The organism is Rhodococcus sp. IEGM 1379, assembly GCF_030056815.1.
Lineage (GTDB): Bacteria > Actinomycetota > Actinomycetes > Mycobacteriales > Mycobacteriaceae > Rhodococcus_F.
Map to the genome: position 1 here is coordinate 1 of NZ_JASHKR010000046.1, position 14,668 is coordinate 14,668.

The following is a 14,668-nucleotide window of genomic DNA, read 5'->3' on the forward strand; positions in this document are numbered from 1 at the left end:
TGCCGAAGAGTGTGCGGCCGGCGTTGAGCAGGTCGGGGCGTGCCAGGAAGAAGTGGCGATCGATCAGGAAGTACTCCTGCTCCGGACCGCAGAAGGACACAATGCGCTCGGGATCGGAGTGGCCGAACAACTTCAAGATACGTTCGGCGTGCAGACCCATGACCTGCTGTGAACGGAGCAGGGGAGTCTTGTGGTCGAGTGCTTCGCCGGTCATCGACACAAAAACCGTCGGGATGCACAGCGTATTGCCGTTGGGGTTCTCGAGAACGTACGCCGGACTGGTGACATCCCAGCCGGTGTATCCGCGAGCTTCGAACGTATTTCGCAGGCCGCCGTTGGGGAAGCTCGACGCATCCGGCTCGCCCTGGATCAGGGTTTTTCCGGCGAATTCGGCCATCGCGGAACCATCGCCGACGGGCTCGAAGAAGCTGTCATGCTTCTCGGCAGTCAGGCCGGTCAACGGGTAGAAGACGTGGGCGTAGTGAGTGGCGCCCTTTTCGAGCGCCCAGTCCTTCATTGCTGAAGCGACGGCGTCGGCGACCATCGGATCCAGGGGTGCGCCCTGTTCGATAGTCGCGATCACTGACTTGTAGATCTGCTTCGGCAGTCGCTTCTGCATCACTACTTTATTGAAGACGTTGGCGCCGAACACTTCACCGGGCGCCTCGTCGGTTGTGAAACTGACAACCGGAGGGACGTATGCCTCGACGTCTTTGATTGCTTGCAGACGGACTGCGTTTCCACTCATCTACTTTGACCTCTCGCCCGGGCCCAGGGCAGCTGGTTGCGAGCCCGATTGCGGCCCACCATACGAAACTTGTGTATCGGGAATGTTTCGTAAATATTTCGGATGCCGACAATCATGTCGGTGGGCGGGGGCAGGATCATGCGATGTCGACGATCCGGGTGTTGGTAGGAAGCACAGTCAAGTCAGAGAATCTTGCCGAGGTGCTCGATCTTTACGACGAACTTGTTCGCGAGACGCGAAGAGAGGATGGCTGCATCAGTTACGAGTTGCTGCAGCGGACGGACGATCCGGGTGAGCTGATGTTGGTCGAGGAATGGGAATCTCAGGCGCATTTGGATGCCCATACCCATACCGAGCATTTTGTGCGGCTGGTTGCGGCTCTCGACAAACTCGAGCGAGCAGCACCTGCGTTAATTCTCTCAAAAGTGTTGTGACAGAAGGTTTCCCTTTGTTATTTGCTGCAGGTAGGCTTGATTGACTATTCGAATGGGGGATTCGATGAGCGGTCCAGCGGGGGAGTTGGCGGATGCGTTGGTGGCGTTGTCGGAGGGCCGGTTGGCACTCGAATGTTCTTGTGGGAGTGAGTGTGCGCGGGCTGGTTCGCCGGAACCCTCGACTGCCCCGTCGGCGACAATTCGGGTGGGGGGTGAATGCGTCGACGTTGCTGGGGTTCGATGATCTGCCGGGGTTTCTGCATGGTTACGGGGCGATTGATGCGGAGTTGGCGCGTGAGATCGCGGCGGGCGGTACGTGGCGGCGGGTGCTCACTCTTTCGGATGAAGATCGGCAGACGTTGTGCGCCACCAGTGCTCGGGGTGGACCCATTCTCGGGGTGGGTAAACGGGTTGCGGCTCCGCTGATTTCGCCTGCGGCGGTTGCGGCTCGGGAGAAGTTTCGGGAGGAGGGGACGTATCGACTGCCTGTTGTGTTGGCCCAGGCGGTTCGCACGAGGGACGGTACGTGTCGGTTCCCGAATTATGTTGTGCGGGCCGAGAGTTGCGATCTCGATCCTACGGTTGCGTTCGATCGCGAGGATCCGGAGCGTGGCGGGTTGACGACTGAGTTGAATTTGGCGTGTGTGTGCCGGAAGCATCACAGGCTCAAGATGTTCGGGGATTGGTCGGTGCGGCGGATTGGGGGTGGAGTGGACTGATCCGCGGGGTGTGGTGGTGAGGAAGCCGCGTGGCGCGTTCTGTGACGAAAGATATTGCGTCTGATGTGGTGGAGCGGTTCCGTTTGGCGGGGAGTCATGTGGTGGAGCGGTTCCGTTTGGCGGGGAGTCATGTGGTGGAGCGGTTGTTTCGGTGTCATGGTCGTGGGGTTGAGGCGGATGTGGAGTATCTGTTGGATTCGACGGTTGCGGGGTGGCGGAGGGCTCGGCGGGCTGTTAGTTAGCCACCGTTCTGAGTGGGGACCAGTTGGGCGCACATCGATGGGTCCGACCCTCGACTCCGGTAATTGAAGAGTCGGGAGTCGGACCACTGCCAGCCGCGCTGAGCACACAACGCGGTGACCCTCTATCCGTGCCGAGCTGACCCCTCATGTCTGACCCTGCCCGGTCACGGTATGACTGAGTCCGCGATCGGTCCATAGTTTCGCGCAGAATTTCTCAAGTGGTGACTAAAGTCCCGACCTGGAGAGGGTGACGGTCTCAGGTTCATCGGCTGTGAGCAACTCGCAAGACCGAAGTTAATACCAGCGCGGCGGTACGCAGAGTTAAGGCGAGGCCGGCGCGGTAACACCCATCCGCCACAACAAGATTCGGGTCAAGGACTCTCCGGTGTTTCCCTGGTCCGGCATGGCCAGGTTGGTTCCTTTCGTGCGCGCCCGGCCTGTAGTCCTCCTGGTAGAGGTGGGTAGGGCATTTCGAACAGGGATTGCCTGAGATAGTTTGTGCAGGTCAGAATATGTCTCTGACCTGCACAAGTTCTGTGCCCCCGGCAGGATTCGAACCTGCGACCAAGAGATTAGAAGGCTCTTGCTCTATCCCCTGAGCTACGGAGGCGCGCACAAGATATTACCTTCCCCGGATATATGGGTTCGACACCCCTCTGCGGAATAGGCTCGTACACGAGTGTGCACCGAATGGGAGCCGAATGATGCGCGATGTTCTGAAAGAACTGCTGACGGTCTGGCGTGCGGGCGGGACGGCCGGCGTCGGAACAGTGGTGCGCACGTACCGTTCGGCACCCAGATTGCCGGGCGCATCGATGATGGTGGCACCGGACGGCGCTGCCACCGGCTCGGTATCGGGTGGGTGCGTCGAAGGTGCTTTGTATGAAACTGCCACGGAGGTAATCGAATCCGGGGTTCCAGTGCTGGAGAAGTACGGCGTCACCGATGATGATGCCTTTGCTGTTGGGCTGACCTGTGGGGGAACGATCGAGATATTTGTCGAGTCGGTTTCTCGGCAGAATTTCGACAGTCTCGAGAGTGTTGCCGCGGATGTGGAAGAGCATCGGCCCGTGGCGGTGGCGACGGTCATTGCCCATCCGGATTCATCGTGCGTGGGTAGGCGGTTGGTGGTGCGGCCGGACACTGCGGATGGATCGATCGGATCTGCGCGAGCGAATGCGGCCGTGATAGATGATGCGCGGGGACTGCTCGCCGCGGGGCGCATCGAGGTTCTGACATACGGCCCGGATGGTGAGCGTCGAGGAGAGGGGATGCGCGTATTTGTCGCGAGTTACGCTCCACGAGCACGGATGCTGGTGTTCGGCGCTATCGATTTTGCTGCTGCGGTAGCGCGGCAAGGTTCGTTTCTCGGGTACCGGGTGACAGTGTGTGATGCGCGTGAGGTCTTTGCCACCCCGTCGCGATTTCCGACGGCCGATGAAGTGGTGATCGATTGGCCCCATCGATACCTGGCAGCGCAGGCGGAAGCAGGAGAGATCGACTCGCGCACCGTTATTTGTGTACTGACCCACGATCCGAAGTTCGATGTCCCCCTTCTCGAGGTCGCACTCCGACTGCCGGATGTGGCATTTGTCGGTGCAATGGGTTCACGCCGAACACATCAGGACCGGCTCGAGCGCCTGCGCGCTGCCGGGCTCACGGACGCCGAGTTGGCGCGATTGGCCAGTCCGATCGGATTGGATCTCGGTGCGAGGACCCCGGAGGAGACTGCCGTCTCGATCGCTGCGGAGATCATCGCGACGCGATGGGGCGGGGAAGGTACATCGCTGAGTGGACTGGGCGGACCGATTCATCGAAGAGCCTCTGACCTGCGGAGTTGAACCTTCAGACGAGGTGCCCTTGACTCGCTGTGACACTCGGCCGAAGCTGGGAGAGCAGGCGAATGTGGGGTGCATCATATGCAGGTTCCAGGTCCGTTCGAATATGAACGCGCAACCGGTATCGACCACGCCATCGGATTGCTCGACAGGTTGGGCGACCAAGCGCGGGTGCTCGCGGGTGGCCACAGCCTGCTTCCGATGATGAAGATTCGACTCGCGAACCCCGAGTATCTGATCGACATCAACGGGTTGGCGGAGGAACTGGGCTACGTCACCGTCGAGGAGACGCAGGTTCGAATCGGAGCAATGGCACGGCACCGTCAACTGCTCGAATCCGACACACTCGCTGACGCCTTCCCGATATTTCGCGACGCAGAAAAAGTGATCGCTGATCCCGTCGTGCGTAATCGAGGCACCATCGGCGGGTCGTTGTGTCAGGCTGATCCAGCCGAAGATCTGACCACTGTGTGTTCGGTTCTCGATGCGACCTGCGTTGTACGAGGGCCGTCGCGAACCCGCGAGATCCCGATGGCAGAATTTCATCTCGGACCGTACGAGACCGCGGTGAGCGGCAACGAAATACTTCTGGAGATCAGGATTCCGCGTCGGCACCACAGTTCGAGTGCCTACGCGAAGGTGGAACGGCGAGTGGGAGATTGGGCGATCACGGCCGCCGGCTCAGTGGTGTGGATGGATGGTGGTGTTATCGCCGGTGCGCGAGTCGGACTTACTGCCGTCAATCCCGATCCGCTGGCACTGGCAGCGATTGCTCTGTATCTGGAAGGGCAGACGCCGTCGGAAGAGGTGTATCGCCGCGCCGGAGAGATGGCCGCACAGGCCTGCGAACCTGTCACCGATCCGCGCGGAACTGCTGACTACAAACGCCATCTTGCGGCGGAACTCACGGTGCGAACCTTGCGAACTGCTGTAACTCGGATCGGCGAACAAGGCACTGGGGGCTGATGTGCGGGTAACGATGACGGTGAACGACGAGCCCGTCTCGGAAGAGGTGGAACCACGGATGCTGTTGGTGCACTTCCTCCGAGATCAATTGCGGTTCACCGGAACACACTGGGGATGTGACACCAGCAATTGTGGAACGTGTGTGGTTGCGGTGGACGGAGAGCCCGTGAAGTCGTGCACCATGCTCGCGGTGATGGCCGACGGTCACGAGATCAGGACCGTTGAGGGCCTCGAACGCGACGGCGTGCTCGATCCGATTCAAGAAGGATTCATGCAATGCCACGGACTGCAGTGCGGATTCTGCACGCCCGGAATGATGATTACCGCGCGGGCGCTCCTCGATCGAAATCCGGACCCTGACGAACCCACGATTCGTGAAGCGATCTCCGGTCAGATCTGTCGATGCACCGGCTATACGACGATTGTGCGTTCGGTCCAATGGGCGGCGGCGCATCCGGTAGGAGGTGCGTTATGACGGCGGTTGACGCTGGTCCCGAACATGAGGTGAATGACGGAAAGCCGTGTGGGCACGGCCGGATGCTCCGAAAGGAGGATCCACGCTTCATTCGGGGGCAAGGTCATTACCTCGACGACGTGCAACTTCCTGGCATGCTGCACCTGGCAATCTTGCGGTCACCGGTCGCTCACGCGCGGTTAGTGAGTATCGATACCAGTTCAGCGCAGGCGCATCCGAAGGTCAAAGCTGTGATTACCGGCGAGGACCTTGCGGCCCAAGGTCTCGCGTGGATGCCGACGCTGTCCAATGACGTACAGGCGGTACTCGCGACGGACAAGGTGCGGTTCCAAGGTCAGGAAGTTGCCTTTGTTGTTGCCGAGGATCGATATTCGGCCCGCGACGCGTTGGAATTGATCGACGTCGAGTACGACATTCTCGATCCGGTGATCGATGCTCGGACGGCTTTGTCTCCCGACGCCCCGGTGATTCGCACGGATCTCGAGGGTAAGACCGACAACCACTGCTTCGATTGGGAAACCGGAGACAAGGCCGCCACCGACGCGGTGTTCGCCGCTGCCGAGGTGGTGACCAAGCAGGAGATCGTCTATCCCCGGGTGCATCCGGCGCCGATGGAAACCTGTGGGGCCGTGGCTGATTACGATCGCGTCACCGGAAAGCTGACACTGTGGTCGACCAGTCAGGCGCCCCACGCACACCGCACTCTTTACGCCCTGGTGGCGGGATTGCCCGAGCACAAGATTCGCGTGATCTCCCCGGACATCGGTGGTGGATTCGGAAACAAGGTGCCGATCTATCCGGGATATGTGTGCTCCATCGTCGCTTCCCTGGTGACCGGAAAGCCTGTCAAGTGGATGGAGGATCGCAGCGAAAACCTCACCAGCACAGGGTTTGCGCGTGACTACATCATGGTCGGCGAGATTGCGGCAACCAAGGAAGGCAAGATCCAGGCCATCCGCACGCATGTACTGGCTGACCATGGTGCGTTCAACGGAACTGCTGCGCCCACCAAGTATCCGGCTGGGTTCTTCGGTGTGTTCACCGGTAGCTACGACCTCGAGGCCGCCTATTGCTCGATGACTGCTGTCTACACGAACAAGGCTCCGGGTGGTGTGGCGTACGCGTGTTCATTCCGCATCACCGAGGCTGTGTATCTGGTGGAGCGGTTGGTCGACTGTCTTGCCTTCGATCTGGAGATGGATCCCGCGCAGTTGCGGCTGAAAAACTTGTTGACGCCGGATCAGTTTCCGTACACCAGCAAAACCGGCTGGAAATACGATTCGGGTGACTACGAAACCACCATGCGCAAGGCGATGGAGATGATCGGCTACGACGCGCTACGCCGCGAACAGGCCGAGAAGCGTTCTCGCGGAGAGTTGATGGGCATTGGGATGTCTTTCTTCACCGAGGCTGTCGGTGCCGGCCCGCGTAAGGATATGGATATTCTCGGGCTCGGAATGGCCGACGGTTGTGAACTGCGCATCCATCCGACAGGCAAAGCGGTAGTGCGTATTTCAGTCCAAACTCAGGGGCAGGGACACGAGACCACGTTTGCGCAGATTGTGGCAGAAGAACTCGGTATTCCTCCCGACGATATCGACGTGGTACACGGTGACACCGACAACACGCCATTCGGCCTCGGCACGTACGGCAGTCGGTCCACCCCGGTCTCCGGCGCTGCCGCGGCACTAGTAGCCCGCAAGGTTCGCGACAAGGCCAAGATCATCGCCTCCGGAATGCTCGAGGTTTCCGTGGCGGATCTCGACTGGGCCAAGGGTTCATTTCACGTGAAAGGAGATCCGTCGGCTTCGGTCACGATTCAAGAGATCGCGATGCGGGCACACGGCGCGGGCGATCTACCGGAGGGAATCGAAGGTGGTCTCGAGGCCCAGATCTGTTACAACCCAGAGAATCTGACCTATCCGTACGGCGCCTATTTCTGTGTAGTCGACATCGACCCGGGGACTGCGCAGGTATCCGTTCGCAGATTCTTGGCAGTGGACGACTGCGGAACCCGAATCAACCCGATGATCATCGAAGGCCAAGTGCACGGCGGCATCGTCGACGGTATCGGTATGGCATTGATGGAGATCATCAGTTTCGACGAGGACGGCAACTGCCTGGGCGGTTCTCTCATGGACTACCTCATCCCGACGGCCATGGATGTGCCCAACCTGGAAACCGGCTTCACTGTGACACCCTCGCCCCACCATCCGATCGGCGCCAAGGGAATTGGTGAAAGCGCTACCGTCGGTTCACCTCCGGCCATCGTCAATGCGGTTGTGGACGCCTTGAAGCCGTTCGGGATCAGACACGCAGACATGCCGTTGACGCCGTCCCGGGTGTGGGAAGCAATGCAAGGCCGGGCCACGCCACCAATCTAAGAGATGGGAGACCTCCGTCATGAACGGCACCACGCACGATTTGCGATTGCGGGCCGAGCAACTGCTCGGCGAGCGGCTCCCGTTTGTGAACGCCACCGTAGTTCGTGCCCAGCAACCTACGTCAGCACATCCCGGAGATTCGGCAATTGTGCTCCTGGACGGCACTATCGAAGGATTTGTTGGAGGGCAGTGCGCCCAGAACTCGGTTCGAGTTGCGGCCAGGGGAGCATTGAGAAGTGGTGAAAGTGTCTTATTGCGAGTGCTTCCCGACGGTTCGCCTGAGTTTCCGAAAACCAAAGGTGCGGACGTGGTGATCAACCCATGCCTCTCCGGCGGTGCGATGGAAATCTTCCTCGAACCCAATCTGCCCGCGCCTGTACTGGGTATCTTCGGTGACACCCCGATCGCGGAGGCGTTGGCCGAGTTCGCGGGGTTGCTTCAATTCGATGTCGCGCACTGCTCGATTGATGCTGCCCCCCAATCGATTCCAGAAGAGACTACTGCCGTTATCATCGCCAGTCTCGGGGGAGAGGAAGCGCAGACTGTTCGCGCTGCCCTGGATGCAGGGGTGGAATACATCGGACTGGTGGCCAGCCGTGTCCGCGGCGCGTCAGTCTTCGACCAATTGGAATTGACCGAGTCGGAGCGTGCGCGTGTACATACCCCGGTAGGGCTGTACCTCGGGGCAAAGACGCCGGCCGAGATTGCACTGTCCATTGTCGCTGACTTGGTTCGTGCCATTCGCCTCGACGGTCTCGGTGCCGCTGAAACGGCGGTACCGACGCCGAAGACCTCAGTTGATCCGATCTGCGGAATGGTCGTGACAATCGGACCGGATACACCACACCTCGAGGTTGACGGCGTCGACGTCTGGTTCTGCTGCCCGGGTTGTCGCCGCCAGTATGAAAAACGCAGTCAGTTCGAGAACAGATGAGCGGCGAGTTCTCCGATGTGGCCGAACTGATTAGCCGCTTCGACAAACGTGACTACCTGCTGGACGAAGGTACCGCAACCGCCCTGTATCTGGCTCTGGAGTTGGGCCGGCCACTGTTGCTCGAAGGCGAACCGGGAGTGGGAAAGACCACTGCGGCAAAGGCATTGGCGCAAACACTCGACGTGCCCTTGATTCGTTTGCAGTGTTACGAGGGACTGAGCGCCAACGAAGCTCTCTACGATTGGAACTATCAGCGTCAGTTGCTCGCGATCAAACTGTCCGAAGCGCGCGGGGATGCCCTCGATGAGGCCGACCTCTTTACCGAGGAGTTTTTGCAGGAGCGCCCGATCCTGCGCTGTGTCCGCCACCGAGGCCCCGCTGCGCCGGTGCTGCTCATCGATGAAATCGACCGTGCCGACGACGAATTCGAGGCTTTGCTCCTCGAATTTCTGGGTGAATCGGCGGTCACGGTGCCCGAGTTGGGTACGTTCACAGCGTTGCACCCACCGGTGGTGGTACTGACGTCCAACCGAAGTCGCGACCTCCACGACGCACTCCGTCGACGCTGTCTCTATCACTGGATCGACTACCCGCAGCCGCAGCGCGCAGTAGCAATCGTGAGACGAATGGTGCCGTCGGCGAACCTTGCGCTGATCGAGCATGCCACCGCCTTCGTGGGGCAGATCCGCGGCGCCGACCTGGACAAGGCACCCGGCATGGCCGAAACAATCGACTGGGTATCCGCGCTTGTGACGCTGGGTGTAGCGGACCTTGTCACGGGCGATGCGATTGCCAGTTTGGGGGCGTTGGCAAAAACGCCGGACGACCGCACCGTGCTTCGCGACGCGTATCTCACGCAGATCACCGGATGAAAGGCACACGATGAAGATCGCACACGAATTCACCGTCAACGCACCCGTCGAGCAAGCGTGGACAACCCTGACCGATCTGGAAGGAATCGCGCCGCTATTGCCCGGAGCGCAGATGACCGGCCGCGAGGGAGACCAGTTTCTCGGCAAAGTGACGATCAAAGTGGGACCGGTGTTGAGCGAGTTCGCCGGCCGCGCGAAGTTTGTCGAGAAGGACGAAGCGACGCACCGAGCGGTGATCGACGCCCGCGGTCGCGAATCTCGGGGATCGGGCAATGCGAGCGCAGTCATCACGGCGCAGTTGTATCGGGAAGGGGCGCAAACCCGGGTGAGCGTCGATACCGACGTGAAGATCGTGGGGAAGCTGGCGCAGTTCGGCAGTTCGATGATCACGCAGGTGTCCGAAAAGCTGATGGGGGAGTTCGCAGCCTCTTTGGAATTGAAACTGGCCGGACCCCCAGAAGCAGCTGTGCCGCTGGTGCTGGAACCACAGGTGGTCGAGCCTCTCGACGTCATAGAACTTGCCGGCGGGTCCGTCGCCAAACGGGCATTGCCGGTGCTGGCCGCTGCGGCCATGGCGATTGTTGTGTTTGTCCTCTGGCGTCGACGCGGCCGATGATCAACACCTCGGGAGCGACGCTGCTGCGCGGAGTAGATGTGGCGGCCTTCGCGACTGCATTTGCGGACAGGCTGCGCCGAAACGGGGTCGGAGTATCGGCCGTCGGCGCAGCCAATTTCAGCTTCGCTCTCAAGGTGGCGTCGCCGCGCACTCGAACGCGCCTGTATTGGGCGGCGCGGATCACCCTGATCAACCGCCAGGAAGACCTCGACGCTTTCGACTCGGCGTTCTCGGCCGTCTTCGACAACGTCACTTTCGCGCTGGATCCACCGGCACGCCGCGCCGGGCGCGAACACAACACCGATATGTCCACGCGCATCGACCCCGTCGATACCGGACGACTCGAGACCGACGCCGACGAGGTTGTCTTGCCCTGGATCAGCCGGGGTCACTCGGCTCTGCAAACCGACGTGCAGCGGCAACTTCGGCCGGGCCGGGTGCTCCCCAGCGCCCTCGCCGAGAAATCCGAAGAACCCTTTGCGCAACTGAGTACACGCGACCTTGGATTACTCGGAGCGTGGATCGAACAAGCAGCACAGGACTGGCCCCGGCGCCGACGCCGACGGCGTCGACTGGGTAATCGTGGCCGCGTCGATCTGCGGGCGAGCATGCACGCGTCGAGACGGACTGGTTTCGAATTCATCCGACTGGCCCGCACTCACACGCAGAGCCGGCCTCGCACCATTGTCGTGATCTGCGACGTGAGCCGTTCGATGCACGGATACGCGGATATATATCTGCATTTGATGAGAGTCGCAGCACGGCGCGGCGACGCCGACGTGTTTGCCTTCTCCACCACGTTGACCCGGCTCACCCCGACACTGGCGCACCGCAGCGCCGACGCGGCCATCGCCCAAGCCAACGACCGAGTCGTGGACAAATACAGCGGCACCCACATCGGATCTTCCATCGCGGAACTGCTGTCCTCGCATCACGGGCAAACCCTGCGAGGAGCCGTCGTTGTCATAGCCTCCGACGGCTGGGACAGCGACGATCCTGAAATCCTCGGCCGTGCGATGGCTCGTGTGAGGCGCCGTGCCCACCGAGTGGTGTGGCTTAACCCGCGAGCCGGAGCAGACGAATTCGAACCATTGGCAGGGTCGATGGCGGCGGCCTTGCCCTACTGCGACGCCCTGCTGCCGGCGGATACTTTGACCGCTCTTCGCGCCATGTTTCGAGCCGTCTCCGACGCTGTGTCGTAGGTGGATTGTCATCGGCGATATGCGAGGTCCTACCCTTGACGTATGGCTACACCCGACCTTGCGCCGACTGATTCCCCTCCACAAAGCAGCGTCCGCGCTTCTTCGACCGCAATTTTTGTGGTCTGTGGGCTGATCGCCGGGCTGGTCGCAGCCATCGTCGTGGGGCTTTCCGCTTCGCAGGCTCTGACCCTGCTCGGCATTCCTGATCCCGGCCCGATCACCACGTACGGACTGCCGGCAGTGCGCGCGATCGGGGAAATTGCGGCGGTCATCGCGATCGGTTCACTGCTGTTGGCCGCATTTTTTGTTCCGCCGCAAAAGTCCGGCGTGCTTGACGTCGACGGCTATCGGGCGGTCCGGACCGCGTCGGTCGCGTCGGTCGTGTGGGCAGCATGTTCGCTGGTAATGGTTCCGCTGACACTCTCGGACACGTCGGGCCAACCCTTCTCCGAAGCGATCAAACCGGCGAACTTATGGTCGGGACTCGATCAGATCGAGATCGCCGGCGCCTGGCGCTGGACAGCCGTCATCGCTGTAGTACTCGCGATCCTGGCACGCTTGACCCTGCGCTGGTGGTGGACACCACTGCTGCTCGTCGTGGGCCTGCTAGGCCTGATGCCGTTGGCTCTCACCGGTCACTCGTCCTCAGGTGGATCGCATGACATCGCGACCAACAGCCTGATCCTTCACCTCGTCGCGGCCTCGCTGTGGGCTGGTGGATTGTTTGCGCTCCTGGCGCACGCTCGCCGCGGTGGCGAGTACACGGACGTAGCGGCTCGACGCTTTTCGACCGTCGCAACCATCTGTTTTGTCGTCATGGGATTCAGTGGCGTCATCAACGCGATTGTTCGTCTCCCGCTCGACGACTTGTTCACGACGACCTACGGGCGCCTGATCGTCGCGAAGATCGTCGCGCTGATCATTCTCGGTGGCTTCGGTTGGGCTCAGCGTTCGCGCTCGTTGCCGGCGCTCGCCGAGAACCCGCAGTCTCGTTCGGCGCTCGTTCGTTTTGCCGGCGGCGAGGGAATTGTCTTTGCCGCAACCATCGGCCTGGCGATCGGACTGGGTCGCACTCCGCCTCCGCCGCCGTCGAGCATCCCCACGATTCCCGAGGTCGAACTCGGTTACAACCTGCCCGATCCACCGTCGTTCATGGCTTTCGTGACGGAATGGCGCTTCGATCTCATGTTCGGCACGGCGGCAGTCGTCGCTGCGGTGCTCTACGCAATCGGTCTGCGCAAGCTCGCCAAGCGTGGCGACGCCTGGCCCGTCGGCCGGACCATCGCCTGGATGAGCGGTTGCGCAGTGCTGCTGATTGCCACGTCCTCAGGCGTCGGCAAGTACGCGACTGCTGTGTTCAGCGTTCACATGGGCGGACACATGGCACTCTCGATGTTGGCTCCGGTTCTGCTTGTCCTGGGCGCGCCCATCACACTGGCGTTGCGTGCACTCGACCCGGCCGGAAAAGACGGCGTTCCGGGTATCCGTGAATGGATCTTGATCGCGCTCCACAGCCCCTTCTCGCGGTTCATCACCCACCCGATCGTTGCTGCGGTTCTGTTTGTCGGCGGTTTTTACGTGCTCTACCTCGGTGGTATCTACGGCGCGACAGTCGATTCCCACAGCGCGCATCTGCTGATGAATCTGCACTTCATCCTTAGTGGCTACCTCTTCTACTGGGTGGCCATCGGTATCGACCCCTCGCCGCGTCAACTCCAACCCGTGACCAAGCTGGCGATGGTGTTCGGCTCGCTGCCGTTCCACGCGTTCTTCGGCATCGCGTTGATGAGCACCACCACGATCATGGGCGGCGAGTTCTTCCGCTCACTGGGCCTGGGCTGGAACAACGATCTACTCGGCGATCAGCAGTTGGGTGGCAGTATCGCCTGGGCGACAGGCGAGATCCCGCTGATGGTGGTCATGCTTGCTCTCCTGGTGCAGTGGTCGCGCAGTGACCGCAAAACAGCCGTTCGGACAGACCGTGCGGCAGAACGTGATCACGACGCTGATCTGGCCGCTCACAATGCGATGTTCGCTGAACTGGCGCGACGTGACCGTGAGGGCTGGCCGACGCGCGAGAAGTCGGAAGAATCCTCTTCGGACGCATAACACCAAGTACCGACACTGCCCGGGCCACAAGGCCCGGGCAGTGCTGTTTCTCCACAGGGGTCTTGTTCATCCACAGATGGAAATCGATTCCGCACAATCCCCGATTCCCGATTCAGACTCGAAGGGGCCGACGATCGATCGGCGTGTTTTCAGGGATTCGAGGGGGATCAAATCATGTATGAGACATCTGTAGTCGTCGTAGGCACGGTCATCACCAACCCGGTGAAACGGCAGACAGCCAATGGCGAAGAGGTGCTGAGCTTTCGGATGGCGAGTAACGCGCGTCGCAAAGACATGACGACGGGCGAATGGACCGACGGCGCGACGCTCTATCTGACGGTTACGTGTTGGCGACGATTGGTGACCGGCGTCGGCGCATCCATCATGAAGGGTGATCCGGTCATGGCCGCGGGGGAGTTGCGCACCAACGAGTACACGACCAAAGAAGGTATTCCCCGCTCCGATCTGGAGATGCGGGCCACCGCAGTGGGGCCTGACCTGGCGCGGTGCATTGCGAAGATCGAGCGGCACAGCAAGCCGGTCTCGATCGAGGAGTCCGAGGAGCACGTCGCGGCCGAAGAATCCGTGGAGACTATCGCAGCATGAATTAGCTCAGGCGCGAGATTTCGGGCAGTCGCGGGCGCGACCCTGGTCGTGACCCGCGTCTACTCGCTCGAGCAGCTGGTACAGAACACTCTGTTCGGAATCGTCGAGGTCGTCGAAAACGTCGGACGACTCACGCCGCTGGGCTTTGACGATATCCGCGGCCAGGGCGATGCCGTCGTCCGTGAGTTCGAGTAGTACCGCGCGGCGATCCCCTGGATCGGGCATGCGCGTGACCCAGCCCGCGGCCTCGAGTGAATCCACGACGTCCGTTGCGGAACGGGGGACGATACGCAGTCGCTCGGCAAGGAATCCCAATCGCACGGGTTCGCCGGCGCGTGCAAGTACCCGAATCGCGCGGCCTTGGGATGGGGACAGGCCGAACGGTTCCAAAGCGGAGATCTGGCGTCGGCGAATGGTTCGGGCTACGGACATCACTACGTCGGTGAGTTCGCGCTCTCGGGAATGCATGCGGTCAGTCTAGCGTTGTTGGTGTCAGCCTCATAGTGAGGTAACCTCATCAATA

The 14,668-nt window shown here is 61.1% G+C and carries 13 protein-coding genes and 1 tRNA gene; 11 read left to right on the plus strand and 3 right to left on the minus strand.

Going from position 1 to position 14,668, the window contains the following annotated elements:
- Positions 1-748 (minus strand): glutamine synthetase III domain-containing protein (locus QM600_RS20505; protein ID WP_283263400.1); only part of this gene is annotated, 748 nt, incomplete at its 3' end.
- A 143-nt stretch (positions 749-891) separates the two neighbouring features.
- Between QM600_RS20505 and QM600_RS20510 the strand changes: the two genes are divergently transcribed.
- Positions 892-1,182, plus strand: coding sequence for a putative quinol monooxygenase (locus QM600_RS20510; protein WP_283263401.1), 291 nt, complete (start codon positions 892-894; stop codon positions 1,180-1,182).
- A gap of 1,498 nt (positions 1,183-2,680) precedes the next feature.
- On the opposite strand, the gene QM600_RS20515 is transcribed toward QM600_RS20510, so the two are convergent.
- Positions 2,681-2,753 (minus strand) — tRNA-Arg (locus QM600_RS20515).
- Positions 2,754-2,847: 94 nt separating this feature from the next.
- Between QM600_RS20515 and QM600_RS20520 the strand changes: the two genes are divergently transcribed.
- The 10 genes from QM600_RS20520 (at position 2,848) to ssb (ending at position 14,145) form a co-directional block, all read left to right on the plus strand.
- Complete coding sequence (locus tag QM600_RS20520) at positions 2,848-3,984, plus strand: XdhC family protein (protein WP_283263402.1); 1,137 nt, start codon at positions 2,848-2,850, stop codon at positions 3,982-3,984.
- A gap of 78 nt (positions 3,985-4,062) precedes the next feature.
- Complete coding sequence (locus QM600_RS20525; protein ID WP_283263403.1) at positions 4,063-4,947, plus strand: FAD binding domain-containing protein; 885 nt, start codon at positions 4,063-4,065, stop codon at positions 4,945-4,947.
- A 1-nt stretch (position 4,948) separates the two neighbouring features.
- Positions 4,949-5,422 carry a (2Fe-2S)-binding protein gene (locus QM600_RS20530; RefSeq protein ID WP_283263404.1) on the plus strand — a complete coding sequence of 158 codons (474 nt, stop codon included), beginning with the start codon at positions 4,949-4,951 and terminating at the stop codon, positions 5,420-5,422.
- Entirely contained in the window at positions 5,419-7,806 is a 2,388-nt protein-coding gene (locus QM600_RS20535) for an aerobic carbon-monoxide dehydrogenase large subunit (protein WP_283263405.1), read from the plus strand. Before QM600_RS20530 ends, QM600_RS20535 begins: the two co-directional genes overlap by 4 nt.
- 19 nt (positions 7,807-7,825) lie before the next feature.
- Positions 7,826-8,740 carry an XdhC family protein gene (locus tag QM600_RS20540; RefSeq protein WP_283263406.1) on the plus strand — a complete coding sequence of 305 codons (915 nt, stop codon included), beginning with the start codon at positions 7,826-7,828 and terminating at the stop codon, positions 8,738-8,740.
- Positions 8,737-9,612 (plus strand): AAA family ATPase, encoded by an 876-nt coding sequence (locus QM600_RS20545; RefSeq protein WP_283263407.1) that lies wholly within the window; start codon positions 8,737-8,739, stop codon positions 9,610-9,612. The genes QM600_RS20540 and QM600_RS20545 overlap by 4 nt, the downstream gene beginning before the upstream one ends.
- Positions 9,613-9,622: 10 nt before the next feature.
- Entirely contained in the window at positions 9,623-10,228 is a 606-nt protein-coding gene (locus QM600_RS20550) for an SRPBCC family protein (protein WP_283263408.1), read from the plus strand.
- Positions 10,225-11,430, plus strand: a complete 1,206-nt coding sequence (locus QM600_RS20555; protein ID WP_283263409.1) for a vWA domain-containing protein — start codon at positions 10,225-10,227, stop codon at positions 11,428-11,430. The genes QM600_RS20550 and QM600_RS20555 overlap by 4 nt, the downstream gene beginning before the upstream one ends.
- 42 nt (positions 11,431-11,472) lie before the next feature.
- Positions 11,473-13,539 carry a bifunctional copper resistance protein CopD/cytochrome c oxidase assembly protein gene (locus QM600_RS20560; RefSeq protein ID WP_283263410.1) on the plus strand — a complete coding sequence of 689 codons (2,067 nt, stop codon included), beginning with the start codon at positions 11,473-11,475 and terminating at the stop codon, positions 13,537-13,539.
- Between the two features lie 174 nt (positions 13,540-13,713).
- A complete protein-coding gene (gene ssb / locus QM600_RS20565; RefSeq protein ID WP_283263411.1) occupies positions 13,714-14,145 on the plus strand; it encodes a single-stranded DNA-binding protein in 432 nt (143 codons plus the stop codon).
- A 6-nt stretch (positions 14,146-14,151) separates the two neighbouring features.
- Here ssb and QM600_RS20570 read toward each other — a convergent pair whose 3' ends face one another.
- Entirely contained in the window at positions 14,152-14,613 is a 462-nt protein-coding gene (locus QM600_RS20570; protein ID WP_283263412.1) for a MarR family winged helix-turn-helix transcriptional regulator, read from the minus strand.
- Positions 14,614-14,668 lie beyond the last annotated feature (55 nt).

Excerpts from the sequence above, each read along its gene's own strand:
- QM600_RS20510 (WP_283263401.1), top strand. The coding sequence starts at position 892 with ATGTCGACGATCCGGGTGTTGGTAGGAAGCACAGTCAAGTCAGAGAAT.
- QM600_RS20520 (WP_283263402.1), top strand. The coding sequence starts at position 2,848 with ATGCGCGATGTTCTGAAAGAACTGCTGACGGTCTGGCGTGCGGGCGGG.
- QM600_RS20525 (WP_283263403.1), top strand. The coding sequence starts at position 4,063 with ATGCAGGTTCCAGGTCCGTTCGAATATGAACGCGCAACCGGTATCGAC.
- QM600_RS20535 (WP_283263405.1), top strand. The coding sequence starts at position 5,419 with ATGACGGCGGTTGACGCTGGTCCCGAACATGAGGTGAATGACGGAAAG.
- QM600_RS20540 (WP_283263406.1), top strand. The coding sequence starts at position 7,826 with ATGAACGGCACCACGCACGATTTGCGATTGCGGGCCGAGCAACTGCTC.
- QM600_RS20545 (WP_283263407.1), top strand. The coding sequence starts at position 8,737 with ATGAGCGGCGAGTTCTCCGATGTGGCCGAACTGATTAGCCGCTTCGAC.
- QM600_RS20550 (WP_283263408.1), top strand. The coding sequence starts at position 9,623 with ATGAAGATCGCACACGAATTCACCGTCAACGCACCCGTCGAGCAAGCG.
- QM600_RS20555 (WP_283263409.1), top strand. The coding sequence starts at position 10,225 with ATGATCAACACCTCGGGAGCGACGCTGCTGCGCGGAGTAGATGTGGCG.
- QM600_RS20560 (WP_283263410.1), top strand. The coding sequence starts at position 11,473 with ATGGCTACACCCGACCTTGCGCCGACTGATTCCCCTCCACAAAGCAGC.
- ssb (WP_283263411.1), top strand. The coding sequence starts at position 13,714 with ATGTATGAGACATCTGTAGTCGTCGTAGGCACGGTCATCACCAACCCG.
- QM600_RS20570 (WP_283263412.1), bottom strand. The coding sequence starts at position 14,613 with ATGCATTCCCGAGAGCGCGAACTCACCGACGTAGTGATGTCCGTAGCC.